Consider the following 18,150-nt stretch of genomic DNA (forward strand, 5'->3'; position numbering starts at 1 on the left):
GACGTCACATCAATGAAAATCCCGGGAGGGAAACAGTGACTTTGTCATATCACGCGGGTGCCTCTGCGGGTTGATCGGCTTCTGACGGGACGTGTTTTGCGGGTGCGCGGAATGTCCTGAACCTGCTTCTGACCTCCCTGACAAAAAATTCTCATCATCAAGTTTTTCAAGATAATGGGAAAAATCAGTAATACGGTTTGCAATCAGATGCGTCACAATTCCCTTTCGCTCCAAAACGCCCGATATTCCGACCAGCCGTCCGGTCATCACTTCCCGGCGATAGCGTTCAAATATTTTCCGCCAGACAACAACATTAATGCTTCCTTCCTCATCCTCCAAGGTCATGAAAATAACGCCCTTGGCAGTTCCCGGGCGCTGACGGGCAAGCACGAGGCCGGTAACACTTACAGAGTGTTTATGAGGAGTATTAAGCAGGGCTTTGGCCTGCACTGTACCGGGAAAACGCGGCCGAAGCAGCTTGAGCGGATGGTCCCGCAAGCTCAAGCGAAGAGATTGATAATCCTGCAGGACATTTTCACCGATATGCATCGGCGGCAATGTGACGCTGGGGTCAAGTGATTGCTCATCTTCTTTGGCGTAAGCGAAAAGCGGTAGCGGGCTCTCCCCTTTTATTCCGCTTACCTGCCAGATTGCATCCCGTCGGGACAGTTGAAGCGAGGCAAACGCATCTGCCTTTGCAAGCCGTTTTAGAACTGCGGGTCTTATACCAGCGCGAAACCACAAATCACGAACCGTCACATACCCGTTCTGGCGGGCTGCGGCAATCCAGTCTGCATCTTCCTCATTCAATCCCTTGATCTGACGCAGTCCCAACCGTAAGGCCAATCCGCTTTCGCCAAGTTCCAGAATACTGTCCCAGTTCGAATAATTAACATCCGGCGGCCTGACCTCTATGCCATGCTCACGGGCATCACGGATAATCTGGGCAGCGGCATAAAACCCCATGGGTTGGGAATTCAAAAGGGCGCAGGCAAATACATCGGGATAATGACATTTCAGCCAGGCGGACACATAAACAAGCAAAGCAAAGGAAGCCGCATGGCTTTCAGGGAACCCATATTCCCCGAACCCTTCAATCTGTTTGAAGCACCGCTCTGCAAACTCGATCTCATACCCGTTCCCGACCATTCCCTGAATGAATTTATCGCGGAAGGAATTAATGGTGCCCATCTTTCGAAAGGTCGCCATGGCGCGGCGTAGCTGATCGGCCTCGTCGGGACTGAAGCCAGCACCGACAATCGCAATGCGCATTGCCTGCTCCTGAAAAAGCGGTACGCCGAGCGTCTTTTTCAGAACATCTTCCAGTTCTTTCGAAGGATATGTGGCTTTTTCTTTCTTATCTCTTCGGCGAATATAAGGATGGACCATATCGCCCTGGATAGGTCCGGGGCGAACAATTGCCACTTCAATCACCAGATCATAGAAGTCACGTGGCTTCATCCGCGGAAGAAAGGACATCTGCGCCCGGCTTTCCACCTGAAAGACGCCAATGCTGTCGGCCCGGCCCAGCATGTCATAAACCGCCTCGTCCCCCTCCGGCACCGAAGCCAGAGTATGGGAAACACCATAATGAGTTTGCAAAAGCCCGAAAGCCTTGCGAATGCAGGACAACATGCCAAGGCCCAGCACATCGACTTTCAGAATTCCCAGCGTATCAATGTCATCCTTGTCCCATTCGATGACGGTACGGTTTTCCATTGCCGCGTTTTCCACGGGAACAATATCATCAAGTCGTGATTTGGTGATCACAAACCCGCCCACATGCTGGGATAGATGGCGGGGATATCCCATTATTTTCTGCGCCAGCTCCGAACAAAGCGTCAGCCTTTTATCATCCGGATTGAGGCCTGCGGCTCGTATCTGCTCGCGGCTGGTTGCCGAATCCGAACGCGACCATCCCCAGATAAGGCCGGTCATAGAAGAAAGGGAATCCTGCGACAGGCCCAACGCCTTACCCACCTCGCGGATGGCGGACCGGGCGCGATAGCAAATGACGGTTGCCGATAAACCGGCACGGTGTCTCCCGTATTTCTCATAGATATACTGGATAACTTCTTCGCGGCGTTCATGCTCGAAATCCACATCGATATCCGGTGGCTCGTTACGCGCGGCAGAAATGAACCGTTCAAAAACCATATCAAGCCGGTCCGGCGAAACAGATGTGATCCCGAGAATATAGCAAACCACTGAATTGGCAGCCGACCCCCGCCCTTGGCAGAGGATTCTCTGTTCCGTCGCAAATTGGACAATGTCGTAAATGGTCAGGAAATACGGGGCGTATTTCAGCTCCTTGATAACGGCCAGTTCCCGCTGGATAAGTTCCGTGACTTTTTCCGGAACGCCAAGCGGAAATAAATGCGGCGGATATCGGACAGGCAGACGATGGGTGACCAGCCGTTCCAGCTCCGTTTGCGGGTCCTGGCCGTTTGATACCTCATCCGGATATTCATATTTCAATTCACTGAGACAGAAGTTGATCCGGCGGCTGATTTTCTGGCTTTCCCGGACGGCGGCTTCATATCCGGCAAACAGTTCCAGCATTTCAGTCGTACCTTTAAGGTGCCGTTCCGCGTTTTTTTGTAGGCGCCTCCCGGCCTGTTCAATCGTACAATGCTCCCGGATACAGGTGAGAATATCGGCCACCTTGCGATTATCCGGCACATCCATCAGGGCATGGTTGCTGGCAACCATCGGGATGTCATGGGTCTTCGCAATCTCATGCAGTTGCGCCAGACGCATATCATCATGGCCCAGCAATAAATTCTCCGCCGCCAGATACAAACTTGATCCCAGTTTTGCCACCCAATAGCGGAGATTTTCTTCAAAAGAGAAATCGAGTATTTCCGGCGCCTGCAAAATGAAAAGAATACCCTCACTCCAGTCAAGCACATCCTCCTTATGGATCAGGCATTGCCCTTTTTCGGTCCGCCGCCGCCCGAGGCTGATCAGACGGCATAGCCGGCCATAAGCATCCCGGTCGGTGGGCAGGGCAACGAGACACTGCCCGTCGGAAAGAGCCAACTCCGAGCCAATGATGATACGCTGATCGATCTTTCGGGATTCTGCATATGCCCGGACGACCCCGGCCAGCGAGTTACGATCCGTAATGGCAACGGCTTCCAACCCCAATTCCTTTGCCCGCCGGACATAATCCTCCGGATGCGAGGCACCTTCCAGAAACGTAAAATTGGTTGTCGTATGCAGCTCGGCAAACCGGAGCATCTTTTTAACTTCCAAGCCCGTGAACAAACCATTGATCTGTCTGTCCGCAGGAGACGCCGTAAAGCCAGACTATTGCCCCGGACTCGGTTTTTGCCCACCAGTAATCCCGCTCTCCGCTCTGCCACTCGGGATCTTCCCGCCACCAGTCAGGCGCAATCCGCTCCGGGCCTGCCAAGGCTGTCAGACGACATTCCTTACCGCCCCAATAAACCGTTTCCGGCAGTTTTTTATCCCCCTTGTTACGGATTAAAACGGACGCCGGCTTTTTAAGCAAACGCAGAGGACGCTTGATCTGAGGCCCGGTCCAGTTTTGCGCTCTGCTGGTATAAAGAGCCGTCCGCCGGTGGAAAGCACGCTCGGGAAGATGACTGTCAGCCGGAGAAAAATGCTGAACATGCCGGTTACCGAACATGTTGGAAAGTTCATTGACTAGCTTATTCAGCGTTTCATCATGGCCATGCTTTTTTGAATCTTCCAGTCCCAACTGATGACAGGGTAAGGTCGCCGTCTGCTCCGCCGCCAGGATCATGCGGTCAATTCCGAAGCCAACATCAAGCTGTTCAAAATGATAAAAGAACATTCGCTTCAGGGCGTCGATGTTAACGCTCGGCTGTATCATCTCAATGGAGAAGGATAACGTCTTATGATCCACTCTCTCGAGCCGGAGACTTGCTTTGCGGATTCCCTGCTGCAAAGACGTCAGGCGCCGACATAACTTCTCCAGCAATGCCTCCAGTGCCATCTCCACTCCGGCGTTTGTGGCCAGCGGATCAAAAAACTGCCTTTCCTCGATCAATCGCTCTCTATGGCGGGCAAACTGCTTCGCGTCTGCTGCCCGTCCAAAAAACCGGTCAATCCGGCTAAGGTCCCGCCATCCAATTCGGCTGGTCAGCGATGCACGGGGCAAATCAAGCAAACTTCCTATCTGTTTCAGCCCCAGTCTCTGGCAAAGGATTGTGGAGGCGTAGGACATACCCAAAGCTTCAACCGGCAGGTCTTTCGAGGCATCACGTAAGGCCTCGCCGATGATATTACTCCTGCCCTTGCCATAATGGGCAAATCCCCACGCCGCCGATCGGTTGTCGGCAATCGCGAGGCGGGCCGTAAATCCAAACCGTTTTAGTTGGGATTGAATTTCATTTAAAAGGCGATCTTCTCCACCGAATAAATGACTGGCACCGGCAACATCAAGATACAGGTTGTTGCCGTCCTCCCGCGCGACCCGGGGTGTAAACCGGCTGGCCCAGCGCAGCAATCCCCGCAGACACCGGATATCCTGTTCGGGATTCAAGTCATAATAAAGTATATCAGGCACAGCTGCGCGGATGTCCGTCAGACTCATTTCGGGCATAAACCCCATACTGACGGCTTTCTTGCTCAAAGCGGAGGCGAAGACACGATTTGCTTCACGAGTGATCAGAACAAAAGGTTTCTGCAACAATTCGGGGCGCTGCCTGATCAATCGCTCACTTTCCAGAAATGGGAACCAAATGCAAATGATGCGTTGCATGGTCAATCTCCACAATCCAGTGACACGGAGAACCGTGCCGGTTTTTCGTTAAATGCAGTTCGATTTGTGTCGTTTCATATGTCCAGTGCAAAACCCGCACATACCAGCGGGTCAGTGCTGAACCCAGCAGGCCTTCAGCTGCGGGGATGGCAGACCCTGTGTAGTCCGTATTAAGCACAAGACCTACGGTGCAGGTATTTTTCACGGCAATCTGCAGCTTTCTCATCTGCGTTTGTGTCAACGCCTTTTGCACCTCAAGCAGCACATACTCCACTGCGTTTGAGGCCAGAACTTCATAAGCGGCTTTCAGTAAATCCCTGGATTTTTGCGGGCGGACCACAATAAACCGCTCCGGGCAAGTTTCGGATTGCAGCAATCCATGGGGATAATATTCCTCATTCAGATTTTCCATGGACAGCCAGGCGACCTTTTCCTTTTTTTGCCGGATAATCACTTGCGTAAAAAGGACGGCGGCCGGTCCCGAAATTTCGTGCATAGCCCCAAGGTCGAGCCCGCCCTGTAATGCCTCATCGATACCAGGCAGATCGAACGGAAGGACCTGCCGCTCACTCCGTCCCAATTCCAATGCGATAATCTGCTCCCTTAATGCGTCATGCCTCATCGCACCCTCTCTAGTGTTCTTGTTTTGTTCTTATACAAAAATGTAAAAAGAGTCAAAATATAGAATCGCTACCTTCCGATTTTCGTCAGGAACTTTGCAGGATATGTACCGTCCTGCATCATCACAGCGCCGTCAGATTTTATGGGCATCTGAACATCAGGCTTTCTATGATCATATCTATGACACGATAGAAGCGGATGAAGAGGCAGACGAGATCTGATTACGATAGCTCTTGTACAAGACCTGGTTCATCTTGCCGAATAGATTCCTCGGGAAAGCTGATCTGCCGTCGCCTGAAGCGAACAGATCAGCTATATCCTCTCAGCCTTCCTTAATGGCTTTAAGGAAAGTCTCCGCTTCATTTTGCAATGTCTCAACAGTCGAGTTCAACTGCTGCACCGATGTGTCGAGATCATTCACGGCCTGCAATGTCTGTGTTGATGATTCACTGACTTTGGTAATGTTCGTTGAAACTTCGCGTGTCCCTTGGGAGGCCTCCTGAATGTTTCTGCTGATTTCAAGCGTAGCGGCTGATTGTTCTTCTGTCGCTGACGCAATGGCAGCCGAGATTTCATTCAGTTGGTTGATTTTCTCTGTAATCTGAGCCGCCGCATCAACGGTAGTGTCAGTGCTCAACTGAATAGAGTCAACCTGCGATCCAATTTCGCCGGTTGCATTGGTTGTTTGCAGGGCAAGCAATTTAACCTCGGAGGCCACGACCGCAAAACCCTTCCCGGCTTCACCGGCACGCGCCGCCTCAATTGTTGCATTGAGTGCCAGAAGGTTCGTCTTTCCGGCAATATCCTTGATTAACTCAACCACCTGACCGATTGTGTCAGACGCGTCTTTCAAGGACTGAATTGTTTGCGAGGTTTTCTCCGCCTCACCCGAAGCCTCAACTGTTTTCTCGGATGACGAGGCGACCTGACGCGTAATTTCCTGAACGGACGCGGAAAGCTCCTCTGCGGCCGCGCTGACAGTTTGAACATTCACAGTCGCCTGTTCCGCTGCCGCGGCGACTGTTGACGCAAGGTTTTGGTTGTCAGTCGCGAACCCTTTAAGTTGCTGTGATATGGCGCCAACGCTGGTTAATGCTTCAACAAGGGTCTTAACCACCAGCCCGACATTTTCTTCAAAAGTCGTTGCGATGGCGAGGCGCGCAGAGACTTTTTCAACCTCTCGGCGCTGCATCTCCTCGCTGGTTTTATTCATGAAACGGGCACCTTCGGCAAAACTGCCCGACATGCCGGTGGTCAGAAATTTACGGTAGAAATTGCCCGAAGTTGCCGCGCTGAGCGACGCTGTAGATTCCCGAATGAAACAATCCGTCAAATCCAGCGCCCGGTTAAAATCCGCCAGCGGCTCGTTAAGCGGACCATAGCAGTCCCAGTCCACAATACGAGCTTCCATATCACCGGCTTTCAAGCGGGTCGTTACCTCTGACAGCGCAGCAAATGCTGATTTGTAGGTTGCGAGTTCCTGACGTACTATGTCCAGTTCATCCTGCGCATCCTGTTGGCTCTCTTGATGCGCCTGCTTTTTCAAAAATCCTTTAAGCATCTTCACTCACCATTTCCCAGATAAATTCTTCGTAATTTTTACCGCTAGCGGAGATCCTGTTCTCAAGAAGCCCAAAGCTCTTTTCCAGCCCCTCCTTGGGATTACTGCATCCTGCTTCCGTTTTCAGGAGTTCGTTGTAAAGCGGGAGAATATTCTGAATGCCTTCCAGGTTGGGATAACGCCGGTTGGAGTGATATCCGATGATATTATTTGACCGGTCAAACGATGGGGTCACATGCGCGATGACCCAATAATACTTTCCGGTCGCCGACATATTCTTGACATAGGCGAAAAGTTCCTTGCCCTGCTGCAATGTATCCCACAGCAGTTTGAAAATTGCACGTGGCATGTCCGGATGCCGAATGATATTATGCGGTTTACCAAGGACTTCCGAAGCTGACATCTCGGCCACCCTACAAAAAACATCATTGGTATAAGTAATACGGCCCTTAAGGTCGGTCTTGGAAACAATAATTTCGTCTGCCATAAACTTGATCTCTTGATCAACTGGCACGGGCCTTCGATCCATCGTAGCTTCTCCTAAACATACCGATCATTGAGGGAATATCTATTTCAAGGCAGCGCCCAGATATTATGAAATCCCTCAAATATGGAAATAATTATCAACAAAGAGAAATATACAATAATTGAATTAAATATTTGTTATCGATCAAAATAGACCGAATATTTATCAATATTATATGACAATGAGTATAATTCGCAGGTAGCAACTTATTGATATACTGAAAAATCTCACACGAATGTTCCGCGAACACTCCGAATTCTCGCCTCAACACTAGATTGCAATCGTCACGTCAGAGAGTAATTTTCTGCGGATATGGGTGACATATTTTACCAGAGGCAGCTTTGAAACAAAGAGCGACGTTCAATACTGTGCGATCATTATTCATTCTTTATTCGAGGCTGGCCAGAACACAAAGAACTTCAGCAGCAGAAAAAGAACGCCCCCCACGACAACGATGGCGACAGCCTGAACTATCTGATGGGGATATCCCAGCTTGTCTGAAAAGAAGTACAGCATGGAAAGATTGAGCCAATAGCAAATGAAATAGGAAACAAAAAACCGCACGATGGCCCAAGCATGATCACCTTGATGGGAAAATGAATATTTCGCATGGCTGAAATAAGCGATCAGAACACCAATAGGATAAAGAATAGTAACAGCGACTTTTGGCTCCAGCCAGAAATAGGTGACAAGCAGGTAAACAACATAGCCCAACAGATTGTTCAGCACGCCTACAATTGCGTACCGGAACATTTGGTAGATATCTGCAATTTTTATCATTAATGACTTTACGGCATCTTCAGATCAATTTGGCGAGGGTTTGTCTGTCAACCTTCCCGTTCGCGTTCTTCGGCAGTTCGGATTTAACAATGATAGTGCTTGGTATCATATACTCCGGCAGAAGGCTGCCCAGTTTTGCCTTTAAATCCTTCTCATCGACTTCATCCGAACTTGCGATAAAACCAATGAGCTTGCCATAGGCAACATTCGCTCTGTGATAGACGACGGCTGATTGATGTACGCCGGGAAGTTTGGCCAATGCGTGCTCAATCTCCTCCAGTTCGATGCGATACCCCATATGCTTGATCTGGTTATCTTTGCGACCGCTAAAATAAAGCATGCCTTCAGACTCACGGACAATATCTCCGGTGCGGTACATATGTTTCATGAAAAACCGGGAGGAGGACAATGTATGAAATGACGCGGCCGTGCGTTCCGGGTCATTAAAATAGCCGGCCGCGACATTGGGACCAATCAGGCACAGCTCCCCGACATCAGCATCTTCATCTTCATCATCCAGAATACAATAATCAAAATTTTGATTTAACTCCCCGAGCGGGGGAAGCCCATCCAGATCCTTGAAATCACGATTACTGATATCGTAAGCACTACAGATGCAGGTACATTCGGTCGGCCCGTACACATTTACCAAAACCGCCTGCTCGTGAAACAGATCGAACAGCTTTTTCAATTCGGCCTTTGGATAACCTTCGCCACCGAAAATAATACGCCTCAATCCGGGTAGCGCTGTTGGAGTCATGGCCTTCATGGCCATAAGATAAATCAACATGGATGGTACGGAAAACCAGATGGTACAGCCCATGTTTCCCACATGCGTCACTAGGTCATACGGACTGGTCAGCAGTTCACGAGAGACCGGCGTTAGCGATGCGCCAGAAAACAGGCCAACATAAAAATCAAATACGGAATTATCAAAATACATTGGGCTGATATTGGCAAAATTGTCCTGATTGTCGATCTGGAACCGTTCCACCCCCCATGAGATGAAATGCAGGACATTCTGATGCGTGACGGCCACTCCTTTTGGTTCACCCGTGGATCCCGAGGTAAACATCACATAGGCGATTGTTGCGCCATCCACCTTTTGCATCAGGTTCTGCTGCAACTCCCGATCTGCGGAAGTAACTTTCGGAAGTATGTCAAAATCCAGGAGGGACGCGCTGCAATCGCAATTGCTCGCCAGTTCTGCCATTGCTTTCGAATATTCAGGATCGTCGTGGAAGATGTGCTTTGCGCCGCTCAGCTTTGCAATACGCAGGTTTCTGGATAAAGGCGATGCGACGTCGAGATTGACATATACAACGCCTAAGCGTAGCGCCGCGAGCATCAAGGCATAGGTAAGAGGACCCTTGCTGTTGCCGATGGCTATAACATCGCCCCGTTCCAGTTTGCCTGCAAGCAGGAGAGAGGCCAGCTTTTCAACCCAGATCAAGAGATCGGCGTAGCTATGTTGGCTATCCGCGTATCGCAACGCAATGTCGGCGCCGTGTCTTTTTGCCGTATCGGAAAAACACGATCCCAAGTTATAGTAGTACTTCGTCATTCTCTGCATCCATCATATGGCGACAATCCTGCTATATCGATTAAGCCAGATATTTTGAAAGCTGATGTTTTCAAGAAATGCAGTCGTACACTATATTATTTGTTAATTGTGAAAAAATCATACGGCAAATTATACGGGACAAAACCTGTTGCCGCCGCCAAAGCCATCGAGCCTTCATTATTTGTATAGCAGTCCCACAGCGGTATAACGCCTGCGGCGTGGCAATTTTCAACGAACCCCGTTACAGCATGACGTGCCAATCCAAGCTTTCTGTATTCCGGCAATGTCGCGACATCAATTTCGGCATATCCATCCGCTGTCGCGGCAGAATAACAGATTGCGGCAAATTTATTCCGATAGGTTATCAAGCAAGAATTTGCTTTCTTCAGGAATGCTTCCGGGCTTCTCCAAAATCGATTGATGACCTGAAAGCTCTCTTCAATGGCGAAAAGATCGTCCCCCGATATTTTATGCGTCCTGATATCTGCGGAAATATTCGCCATGGAAACCTTGTACTGTGCCAAAAAGCGATCCTGATCGAGATGAAACCGCTGTCTTTCGGAAAGAGCTACATTTTCCGTCTCAGACAGGAATGAGCCGGATGGCGAGGGCGAATATAGCCGGACTTTTTCCGCGCGAAACTGCTTTTCTATCAACAAATAGGATTCCAATTTCTCCAGAAATCCGCTTGGCTTCATTGAATTGCCAAAAAACTGCGAGAATCCGAAGGCATGCTCAACATAGGCCTGCGTTGGCGAACGCCTATGATCCGCATACACAACGCCATCCTGCTCATCCAGCAAGACCGAAGCAACGAGAGGGAAAAAATAGTCCAGATCTTTGTATAGCTCATACACAGACCCATAGTCTTCTCTCTCAAGCCGCAGCATCATTAAATCGTAATCCCGCCATTTACTTCCAGGACGACGCCATTAATGAAATCATTGCTTATGACACTGGCAACCGCTGCCGCGACTTCTTTGGCGTCCCCCAAGCGCCGGACAGGCGTGTTCGCTACGATATGATTTATCGTCGTTTCATTGAGCGCTGAATTTGTGGACCCGGTATCGATAAATCCCGGCGCAATGGCATTACATCGGATACCCATTCGCCCGAGCTCTTTCGACCACGTAACAGTCATGGCATTGACACCGCTTTTTGCAGCTGAATAGGCTGTCTGCCCCTCGTTCCCATGCGCGCTGATTGAACTAATATTGACGATGCAGCCTTTTACTCGGCCTTTGATCATATGTTCAACAACGGCTCCGGTCATCAGAAACACGGAGTCCAGATTGACGACAATCGACTTTCGAAAGCGATCATAGTCATGGATCATGCCGTTCGGGTTCATGATATTCACCAGAGGCTCATTAAATATGACGCCTGCATTATTGACCAGAATATCGATACGGCCGTGCTTCTGAACAATATCGCTTACGACTTTTGTAATATTATCCAGGCGAGTTACATCCAGCAGATGACAATCAAATTCTTCCGGGAGACCAGCCAAAGCATCTTTGTCCAGATCCGCAACGACCACCTGAGCTCCCTGCTCGCCCAAGAATGTCGCGATCGCATGCCCCAGTCCGTTGGCGCCGCCGGTCACCAGCGCTATTGCCCCCTTAATCTCCAAGATCGATGCCCTTCTGCTTCAGGACTTCAATAATCTTTGCGACAGAAATCAGTTGAACGATGTCTTCAATGGCGAGAGAAATTCCATATTCCCGCTCCAGCGACATCACGAGATCCAGCTGCTTTAACGAATCCCAACTTCCCACATCCTCTTTAGTGAGTTCAGGCTCGATCTGATCAGGCTTTAGGTTAAATACATCAGCAAGAACTGAGGCCAATTTTTCATTCATACTATATTCCAAAAAACTTCACATACTCTTCAGAGGAAAAACGAAGCTCCTCGCCTGACCGCGACAAATGCACAGATGAGGGCTTGGTATCCTTTGTAATCAAAGCTCCAGCCCCAATGATGCAGTATTCTTCAACGGTTTTATCATTAACTATCGTTGCATTTACACCAATAAAGCAGTTGTCTTTGATCCGCGCCTGACCAGAAATGACGGCACCGGACGCAATCCAACAGTTCCCAGCGACGCTACAGTGATGTGCAAGCGTCGTATTGCTCCAGATCATCGTATTTTCGCCTACCTTAACATGAGGTTCAATGACTGCCGAGGGGAGCACGACACATCCTTCCCCCAGCGGATGCTCGGAATATAGACGGGCGTCTGGATGTATATAGGTTTCGATGCGATAACCCATGTCCTTCAGACGCCGAAACATGGATTGCCTAGTCTTGTTTAAATCATCATAGCCCATCGCCATGATGATCGCACAATCTCGCGGACTATAGGTATCTTTCAGGTTGGATAACGCAATACTCGTCTCAAATCCGGACACGCTTCCGTGACCTACATAGTCGTCATCGACAGTAAGGCCGATAACGTTATAGCGATCATCGCGGACAAGATAGGCATTCAGGATATCGGCTGTTGTCGCATTTCCGGCCAGAATGACATTTTTCATGTTCGATCCTCGAGCACAGCATATCCAAAGCCCGTGCTTCCGTACCCGTTTCCATTATACAACATATATTTCCGTCCTTCATGAGCGAATACGGAGGGGTAGCAAATCATCTCTGAGTCCCACCCCGTGGCAGAAACGTCAATACCCGACACAGCATCGTTTCTATCCCAGTTTATGCCATCTTTCGATGAGGCAAACCCCATGCGATAGGTATCAATTTCTTTGGTCGCACGATGCGCAAACCACATATGAAATAAATTATCCCAATAAACAACGCTCGGGCGCCCAAAAGCATATTCATATTCATCGGCAAACGGAATGCACATTTCTGTTTCGCATATCCAATCGACCCCATCATCGGATTCCGCATGATGAAATCCATATCGATGGTGCCATCCCTCTGCTGTTTTTTTCCAGTAGATGCCTGAATTGAACCATGCATGCCAGCGTCCCTCGTCATTGACATGAAAAGCGGTGGCGGCGGCAAATAACGGGTTGGTTTTATCTCTACCCAAGACAGGCCCCGGATATTCTTTTCTCGCCTCCAGCTTTTCCATATCCACAATCGCTCTGCCGGTATCGCAAATCCACATTTCCTCCGGCAGGTTTTGCCAGCCAACAAAGTACAAGTAACAAGTTCCTTGATGTGGTACTAGGCATCCGCTGATTACGCCGTCACAATCAAAATATCCGGGATCTCCTGGCGAAAGGGCAAGTTCAGGCTGCCCTGTAAGCGTAATCACTCCATGCGAAACATTTGCATTCGACAAGAATATATGGGACCGTTTCTGAGCATCACGACAGGTAAATGCCACCAAAAACTCATTACCGCTTTTGTGGGTGATACATGGATGAGATCCATGGGTGAAGCCGGGAATGACCGGCTCAAACAACAAGCCTTTTTTCTCCCAATTGAACTTGTTAGTTATCATTTTTATTGTTTTCCAACCCGCTCCGCAGAAGCTCTTCAAGAAAGGATACTCTGTCTATGCCTTTCCTTTTTGCTGCTGTATACAGCGCCTCCTTGAGATCAGGGTCAACCCCCTCCAATTGCCCAAAATAGCGGGTGCGGATAGACCCGCCGCGCATACCAACATGCGGAACATCGATATCTAATGGCAGTGGATTTTTGACAGCTGTGTAATCAATGATATAAAAACAATAACTCGGATCCCAGGACAAGTTCAGATTTCTTGCGGTTGTCGGAATATGTTCAAGCGGTGCCGAGAAATTTAACAATGGATTGTTGTTCACGATCATACGCCCGTAATCCGTATCCTTCAGCCAGGGCGCAAGGCCCTCATCACCAAAGACGACCCTACCGCCATCTTTGACAACCCGGTTCATTTCCGAAATGCCGGCCGCAATATCAGAAAACAGATTCAAGCCGCCGAAGTGGAAAACGGCGTCGAACAGATCTTCGTCGAAAGGAAGATTTGTGGCGTCACTTATGGAAAACTCGATGTCATAGTCGGACAATCCATATAGTTCTTTTGACCGCTTAACAGCAGATAGTAACATCTCACCCGCATAATCCTGGGCAAATATGGTGCCGCTCTTCCCTACTTTTTTTGCGAGGTAGGGAAGATCATTTCCGGCGCCGGCGCCGGTTATCAGAACTTTCTGCCCCTCCTTCAACTGCAACCTGGACAGGAGATTTTCTCTGAGTTCTTCCTCACTAGTGCTGAATGTCTTGAAAACCCACCTCAAGGCATTGTCATGTATTTCCGCTGCATTTGAGATTGTGTATTCATTAACATCGTTGCTTTCACTGGCAAATACCGGCACAGAAGTGCCGTCAGCATATTTAAACAAATGCGCATTCGAACATTTGAGACCGGCACCTGGCTCGATTGCTAATTCAGATTTGCAGACAGGGCAGCGATATGGCGTGTTTTTCATACTGCTAAGACTCACTTCTTCTGGCAAACAACCCAGAATAACTTTTCGTTTCGACCGTAATAGTCATTGTTGGCATGCCCGAAAGAAAAATTTTCAAAATAGGTGGAAAAATATTCTTCGATATCATTCTGCGAAGAAAAGCCATGGAGCCGATATCCATTGCGATTTCCATACGGGTCACCGGCAATTCGCATCGAACCATCTTCTACTGCTTCGGCATTCTGAAAAATGTATGATGTTTTATCCGCAACCGATGTTATCAATGCTCCGCCCGGTTTCAAAACCCGTTGATATTCATTGAGATTATCAAGAAGTGTGTCTCCTTCATCGCAATAATAGCAGCAATGACAGGCGAGGATGTAATCGAACGTTTCATCCTCGAAAGGAATATTACTGTTTCGCCCGACACGCAGATCAGGCTCATATCCAAGTGATTTAAGCCGCTCCCCCGTCTGCTCAATGATACCGCCAGAGATTTCAATTCCGGATACGTTTAACCCTAAATCACACAGGAAAACCGTATTTCGACCGTCGCCAAAGGCAATATCCAGAATTGTGTTGCCTGGCTGCGGCTTTGGGTAATTCAGGCCGGGATAGTCGGCCAGCAATGTCCGCACGACAAACTCGGTCGGATATACTTTCGCATGCTTTCTGGCCGCATAAAATTCGGTGTATTTCTCATCAATTTCTGCCGTATTTCCCATAAAGGCCCCTGATAATCACGTTCGGACGTTCTTTCGTTTCAATAAATATCTTTGATAGATAGATTCCGATTATTCCTATAAAGGAAATTATTATCCCGCCCAACAACCAAATTGATGCCATGACAGATGTCCACCCCTCAAGAGGTGTCATAAACAATACTCGATTGAGCACAATAAACGCGACGTAAGCCATCGATAGCAAGAAGATAATCACGCCCGTAAAGAAAATGAAAATCAGAGGTCTGCTGCTGAATGACGTAATCACATTCACAGCATGCGTTAATTTATGCAGCAAACTGTATGTTGTCGGGCTACTGGACGTTTTTGTCACCAGTTGAGGAGACTGATCAAATCCCGTTAGTGCCCATAAACCGGAAATAACGATTGCCCGCTCCTTATGAGTGAGAAGGGCATCGACATACCGCCGTGTCATAAGCCTGACCGTCGTTATATTCGCAGGATGATCAATATCCACCAGTAGCTTGAAGATGCGATAATATAAATTCCCCGACCATCTTTCAAACCACCCCCCCTTACGTCGTCTTTGCACTCCATAGACAACATCGCAATTTTTCTCAGTCATTTGCTGTGCAAAAGCATCAAGCCATGCGGGATCTTCTTCCAGATCAGAATCAATCAGGAACACATGCTCTCCTCTGGAGTGGGCGAGCCCGGCCATCATTGCTTGGTGATGACCGAAATTTCGAGACAAATCGACAATCAGGACATGGTCATCCTTATCCGCGATCTCAATGGCCATCTCAAGGCTGTTATCCGGAGAGCCATCATTCACCAGTACTATTTCATAGTCCTGCCCTACCAGTTCATTGGCGGCTTTGCTGGCGCGCTCATGGAATTCAGCAATGTTGGCAGCAGACCTATATAATGTGGATACAATTGATAGTTTCATGGGCCTTGAATTTCGTATTTTTTCGACAGGAACTATTTCGGCTAAATAACAAGTATAGCTTCTCACGCTATCGGTGAACTTTTCTCAAAGCAGAGGGTATACAGGGTAATCGGAAAAACTCAACCGGGTCAATTTGATATCGGACCGTTAATACTACTAGATCCAATTCGAACAGACATAGCGAGTTATTTCGCTAACTCACCGATCTTTTTTAACCGGGAATAAAGAGTGGTCGTCTTCATCTCAAGGAGGGCAGCGGCGCCGTCCGGGCCTGATACTCGGCCCCCGGCGGTTTCCAGCGCGCGTCTTATATTCTCTTCCTCCAGAGCTGCCATCTCCGCTGCTGTCAATATAGTACTCTGCTCAGCCGACTCTTTCGCCGCCGCTTTTGAAACCGGCATCGGAGAAATATCTTCACCTGCCGGCAAATTGAAGCTTAACTTACCTTCTCGCGACAGGATGGCGGAGCGCTCGATGACATTCTGCAACTCTCGCGCATTCCCCGGCCAGTCATAGTAAAGCAATGCCTTGATATTGGACTTGGTCAGCAATGGCTTCTTTATGTTCAAGCGGCTGCAGACGGTTTCGAGAAAGTGATCGGCAAGTATCGGAATATCGGAAGGGCGGTCCCGCAATGCCAGACATTCAATCGGAAAAACGTTCAGGCGGAAATAAAGATCTTCCCGGAAGCGCTTTGCGTTTGCCTCTTTTTTCAGATCGCGGTTTGTCGCAGCGATAACACGCACATCGACTTCCCGGGTTTTCTCCTCGCCAACTCTTTCAAAATGCTGATCCTGCAGCACTCGAAGAAGTTTGGATTGGAGGTCCAGCGGAATTTCGCCAACCTCATCAAGGAAGATCGTGCCACCATTCGCCAGTTCAAACCGACCGATGCGGTCACGCAGGGCGCCGGTAAAGGCGCCTCTGACATGGCCAAAAAACTCACTTTCGAAAAGCTCCCGCGGAATGGCCGCGCAGTTGACTCGAATAAGAGGTCGATCACGGCGCTCGGATGCCTGATGTATGGCCCGGGCCACAAGTTCTTTTCCCGTACCGCTTTCCCCGGTGATAAGAACATTGGCATCTGTTGGCGCCACCAGCTCTATTTGCTTCAGGATATTCTCAATTGCCTGGGAATTCCCCAATATATTGTAATGATTAATATGGCTACGGATTTCCTCCTGCAAATAGGCGTTCTCCATTTCAAGCCGCTCTCGCAACCGGGCGTTCTCTTCCAGCGCCGACTTCAGCTGCTTTTCATGCCGCTTTCGTTGCGTAATATCCCGAAAGACGATCACGGCCCCGACAACAGACCCGCCGTCCACAATCGGTGTTGACGTATACTCAACCCGGATACTCGTATTCCCCTTGCACCAGAAAACCTCGTCATCCACCGTGTGCAGCGTTCCTTTACGAAATGCATTATAGATCGGACAATCCATTTCATCATAGCGAGTGCCATCCGCTTTATGGTGGTGGATTACCGAGTGCATATCCTTTCCGACAAGCTCGCTCGCGCTATAGCCAAGCATTTTTTCCGCTGCGGGATTCAGAAAGGTCGTTATCCCGTCCGCATTCACACCGTAAATTCCTTCGCCGGCCGCCGCGAGGATCAATCTGTTTTCCCGCTCAATTTCACGAAAATACCTTTCGGCTTTTCTCCATTCTTCAAGGCCGTTGCGGTGATATGTATTAGCCTCGTCATCGACCGAGCGCCGCTCAAAATTGCTCAGATCCGTAATCGTCAGGACAATCCGGGTTTTTCCCTGCAATGAAACCGAAACCGCGGCATGTTCAAGTCGCATGGGCTTTCCATCCGGTCGCTGGAGCGTCAACTCCCGCGTCCAGGCATACCCGCGATCAAGGGCCTCTTCGGTAAATACATGTAGATGCCCTCTCTCGTCGGAATAAAGCTGGCCAATGGTCCGCCCAAGGATATCGTTCTCCGCAACTTTGAAGAATTCCAGCGCCGCCTTGTTTGCACGAAAGATGATCCCGGAGAATGGATCAAAAATCAGTCCCGGTTCAGGATGCTTGTCAAATGCCTGCCGTAAAATCGCATTTGAAAGGTACCAGTCATCCTCCCACAACAACGGACGATTTAGCTCATCCGAAGCGCCGGAATGCCCCCGCTTCATACCCGTCTGGCTTTTCGATTTTGTGAAATCGTTCATAACGTGCTTCCTTACGATAAATCGTAAATTTGATTATGTAAAATCGTAATTTATGAATCTCCGTAAGTCAATTTAATTTCATATAAATCACAATACACTGAAATCATTGGAAAAAAA

General features: G+C 49.0%; 16 protein-coding genes. All 16 read right to left on the reverse strand.

Annotation, left to right across the window (positions count from 1 at the left end):
* Positions 1-9: 9 nt before the first annotated feature.
* Positions 10-3,243: an error-prone DNA polymerase gene (locus AAC599_RS11440; protein ID WP_340150530.1), complete on the reverse strand. Its 3,234-nt coding sequence runs from the start codon at positions 3,241-3,243 to the stop codon at positions 10-12.
* 4 nt (positions 3,244-3,247) lie between these two features.
* The gene (locus AAC599_RS11445; RefSeq protein WP_340150531.1) at positions 3,248-4,753 is read right to left on the reverse strand and encodes a DNA polymerase Y family protein; all 1,506 of its coding nucleotides are present in this window, start codon (positions 4,751-4,753) and stop codon (positions 3,248-3,250) included.
* A complete protein-coding gene (locus AAC599_RS11450) occupies positions 4,710-5,375 on the reverse strand; it encodes a hypothetical protein (RefSeq protein ID WP_340150532.1) in 666 nt (221 codons plus the stop codon). Before AAC599_RS11450 ends, AAC599_RS11445 begins: the two co-directional genes overlap by 44 nt.
* A 321-nt stretch (positions 5,376-5,696) precedes the next feature.
* Positions 5,697-6,935: a methyl-accepting chemotaxis protein gene (locus AAC599_RS11455; protein WP_340150682.1), complete on the reverse strand. Its 1,239-nt coding sequence runs from the start codon at positions 6,933-6,935 to the stop codon at positions 5,697-5,699.
* The gene (locus AAC599_RS11460) at positions 6,928-7,422 is read right to left on the reverse strand and encodes a PAS domain-containing protein (protein WP_340150533.1); all 495 of its coding nucleotides are present in this window, start codon (positions 7,420-7,422) and stop codon (positions 6,928-6,930) included. The genes AAC599_RS11455 and AAC599_RS11460 overlap by 8 nt, the downstream gene beginning before the upstream one ends.
* Positions 7,423-7,842: 420 nt before the next feature.
* Positions 7,843-8,241 carry a GtrA family protein gene (locus tag AAC599_RS11465; RefSeq protein WP_340150534.1) on the reverse strand — a complete coding sequence of 133 codons (399 nt, stop codon included), beginning with the start codon at positions 8,239-8,241 and terminating at the stop codon, positions 7,843-7,845.
* Positions 8,242-8,260: 19 nt separating this feature from the next.
* Complete coding sequence (locus tag AAC599_RS11470) at positions 8,261-9,805, reverse strand: AMP-binding protein (RefSeq protein WP_340150535.1); 1,545 nt, start codon at positions 9,803-9,805, stop codon at positions 8,261-8,263.
* Positions 9,806-9,900: 95 nt separating this feature from the next.
* Complete coding sequence (locus AAC599_RS11475; protein ID WP_340150536.1) at positions 9,901-10,698, reverse strand: GNAT family N-acetyltransferase; 798 nt, start codon at positions 10,696-10,698, stop codon at positions 9,901-9,903.
* Positions 10,698-11,438, reverse strand: a complete 741-nt coding sequence (locus AAC599_RS11480) for an SDR family oxidoreductase (RefSeq protein ID WP_340150537.1) — start codon at positions 11,436-11,438, stop codon at positions 10,698-10,700. The genes AAC599_RS11475 and AAC599_RS11480 overlap by 1 nt, the downstream gene beginning before the upstream one ends.
* Positions 11,428-11,667 (reverse strand): acyl carrier protein, encoded by a 240-nt coding sequence (locus AAC599_RS11485; protein ID WP_340150538.1) that lies wholly within the window; start codon positions 11,665-11,667, stop codon positions 11,428-11,430. Before AAC599_RS11485 ends, AAC599_RS11480 begins: the two co-directional genes overlap by 11 nt.
* A 1-nt stretch (position 11,668) precedes the next feature.
* Positions 11,669-12,343 carry an acetyltransferase gene (locus tag AAC599_RS11490; RefSeq protein WP_340150539.1) on the reverse strand — a complete coding sequence of 225 codons (675 nt, stop codon included), beginning with the start codon at positions 12,341-12,343 and terminating at the stop codon, positions 11,669-11,671.
* Positions 12,340-13,275, reverse strand: a complete 936-nt coding sequence (locus AAC599_RS11495) for a hypothetical protein (protein WP_340150540.1) — start codon at positions 13,273-13,275, stop codon at positions 12,340-12,342. The genes AAC599_RS11490 and AAC599_RS11495 overlap by 4 nt, the downstream gene beginning before the upstream one ends.
* Positions 13,265-14,245, reverse strand: coding sequence for a class I SAM-dependent methyltransferase (locus AAC599_RS11500; RefSeq protein ID WP_340150541.1), 981 nt, complete (start codon positions 14,243-14,245; stop codon positions 13,265-13,267). Before AAC599_RS11500 ends, AAC599_RS11495 begins: the two co-directional genes overlap by 11 nt.
* Before the next feature lie 11 nt (positions 14,246-14,256).
* Positions 14,257-14,949, reverse strand: coding sequence for a class I SAM-dependent methyltransferase (locus AAC599_RS11505; protein WP_340150542.1), 693 nt, complete (start codon positions 14,947-14,949; stop codon positions 14,257-14,259).
* Positions 14,927-15,859 carry a glycosyltransferase family 2 protein gene (locus AAC599_RS11510; protein ID WP_340150543.1) on the reverse strand — a complete coding sequence of 311 codons (933 nt, stop codon included), beginning with the start codon at positions 15,857-15,859 and terminating at the stop codon, positions 14,927-14,929. Before AAC599_RS11510 ends, AAC599_RS11505 begins: the two co-directional genes overlap by 23 nt.
* A 185-nt stretch (positions 15,860-16,044) precedes the next feature.
* Positions 16,045-18,033: a sigma 54-interacting transcriptional regulator gene (locus AAC599_RS11515; protein WP_340150544.1), complete on the reverse strand. Its 1,989-nt coding sequence runs from the start codon at positions 18,031-18,033 to the stop codon at positions 16,045-16,047.
* Positions 18,034-18,150 lie beyond the last annotated feature (117 nt).

This window comes from uncultured Sneathiella sp., from assembly GCF_963976355.1.
Lineage (GTDB): Bacteria > Pseudomonadota > Alphaproteobacteria > Sneathiellales > Sneathiellaceae > Sneathiella.

What these genes read in the sequence shown, in the direction of transcription:
- AAC599_RS11440 (WP_340150530.1), bottom strand. Translation starts at nt 3,243, where the DNA reads ATGCTCCGGTTTGCCGAGCTGCATACGACAACCAATTTTACGTTTCTG.
- AAC599_RS11445 (WP_340150531.1), bottom strand. Translation starts at nt 4,753, where the DNA reads ATGCAACGCATCATTTGCATTTGGTTCCCATTTCTGGAAAGTGAGCGA.
- AAC599_RS11450 (WP_340150532.1), bottom strand. Translation starts at nt 5,375, where the DNA reads ATGAGGCATGACGCATTAAGGGAGCAGATTATCGCATTGGAATTGGGA.
- AAC599_RS11455 (WP_340150682.1), bottom strand. Translation starts at nt 6,935, where the DNA reads ATGCTTAAAGGATTTTTGAAAAAGCAGGCGCATCAAGAGAGCCAACAG.
- AAC599_RS11460 (WP_340150533.1), bottom strand. Translation starts at nt 7,422, where the DNA reads ATGGCAGACGAAATTATTGTTTCCAAGACCGACCTTAAGGGCCGTATT.
- AAC599_RS11465 (WP_340150534.1), bottom strand. Translation starts at nt 8,241, where the DNA reads ATGATAAAAATTGCAGATATCTACCAAATGTTCCGGTACGCAATTGTA.
- AAC599_RS11470 (WP_340150535.1), bottom strand. Translation starts at nt 9,805, where the DNA reads ATGACGAAGTACTACTATAACTTGGGATCGTGTTTTTCCGATACGGCA.
- AAC599_RS11475 (WP_340150536.1), bottom strand. Translation starts at nt 10,698, where the DNA reads ATGATGCTGCGGCTTGAGAGAGAAGACTATGGGTCTGTGTATGAGCTA.
- AAC599_RS11485 (WP_340150538.1), bottom strand. Translation starts at nt 11,667, where the DNA reads ATGAATGAAAAATTGGCCTCAGTTCTTGCTGATGTATTTAACCTAAAG.
- AAC599_RS11490 (WP_340150539.1), bottom strand. Translation starts at nt 12,343, where the DNA reads ATGAAAAATGTCATTCTGGCCGGAAATGCGACAACAGCCGATATCCTG.
- AAC599_RS11495 (WP_340150540.1), bottom strand. Translation starts at nt 13,275, where the DNA reads ATGATAACTAACAAGTTCAATTGGGAGAAAAAAGGCTTGTTGTTTGAG.
- AAC599_RS11500 (WP_340150541.1), bottom strand. Translation starts at nt 14,245, where the DNA reads ATGAAAAACACGCCATATCGCTGCCCTGTCTGCAAATCTGAATTAGCA.
- AAC599_RS11505 (WP_340150542.1), bottom strand. Translation starts at nt 14,949, where the DNA reads ATGGGAAATACGGCAGAAATTGATGAGAAATACACCGAATTTTATGCG.
- AAC599_RS11510 (WP_340150543.1), bottom strand. Translation starts at nt 15,859, where the DNA reads ATGAAACTATCAATTGTATCCACATTATATAGGTCTGCTGCCAACATT.
- AAC599_RS11515 (WP_340150544.1), bottom strand. Translation starts at nt 18,033, where the DNA reads ATGAACGATTTCACAAAATCGAAAAGCCAGACGGGTATGAAGCGGGGG.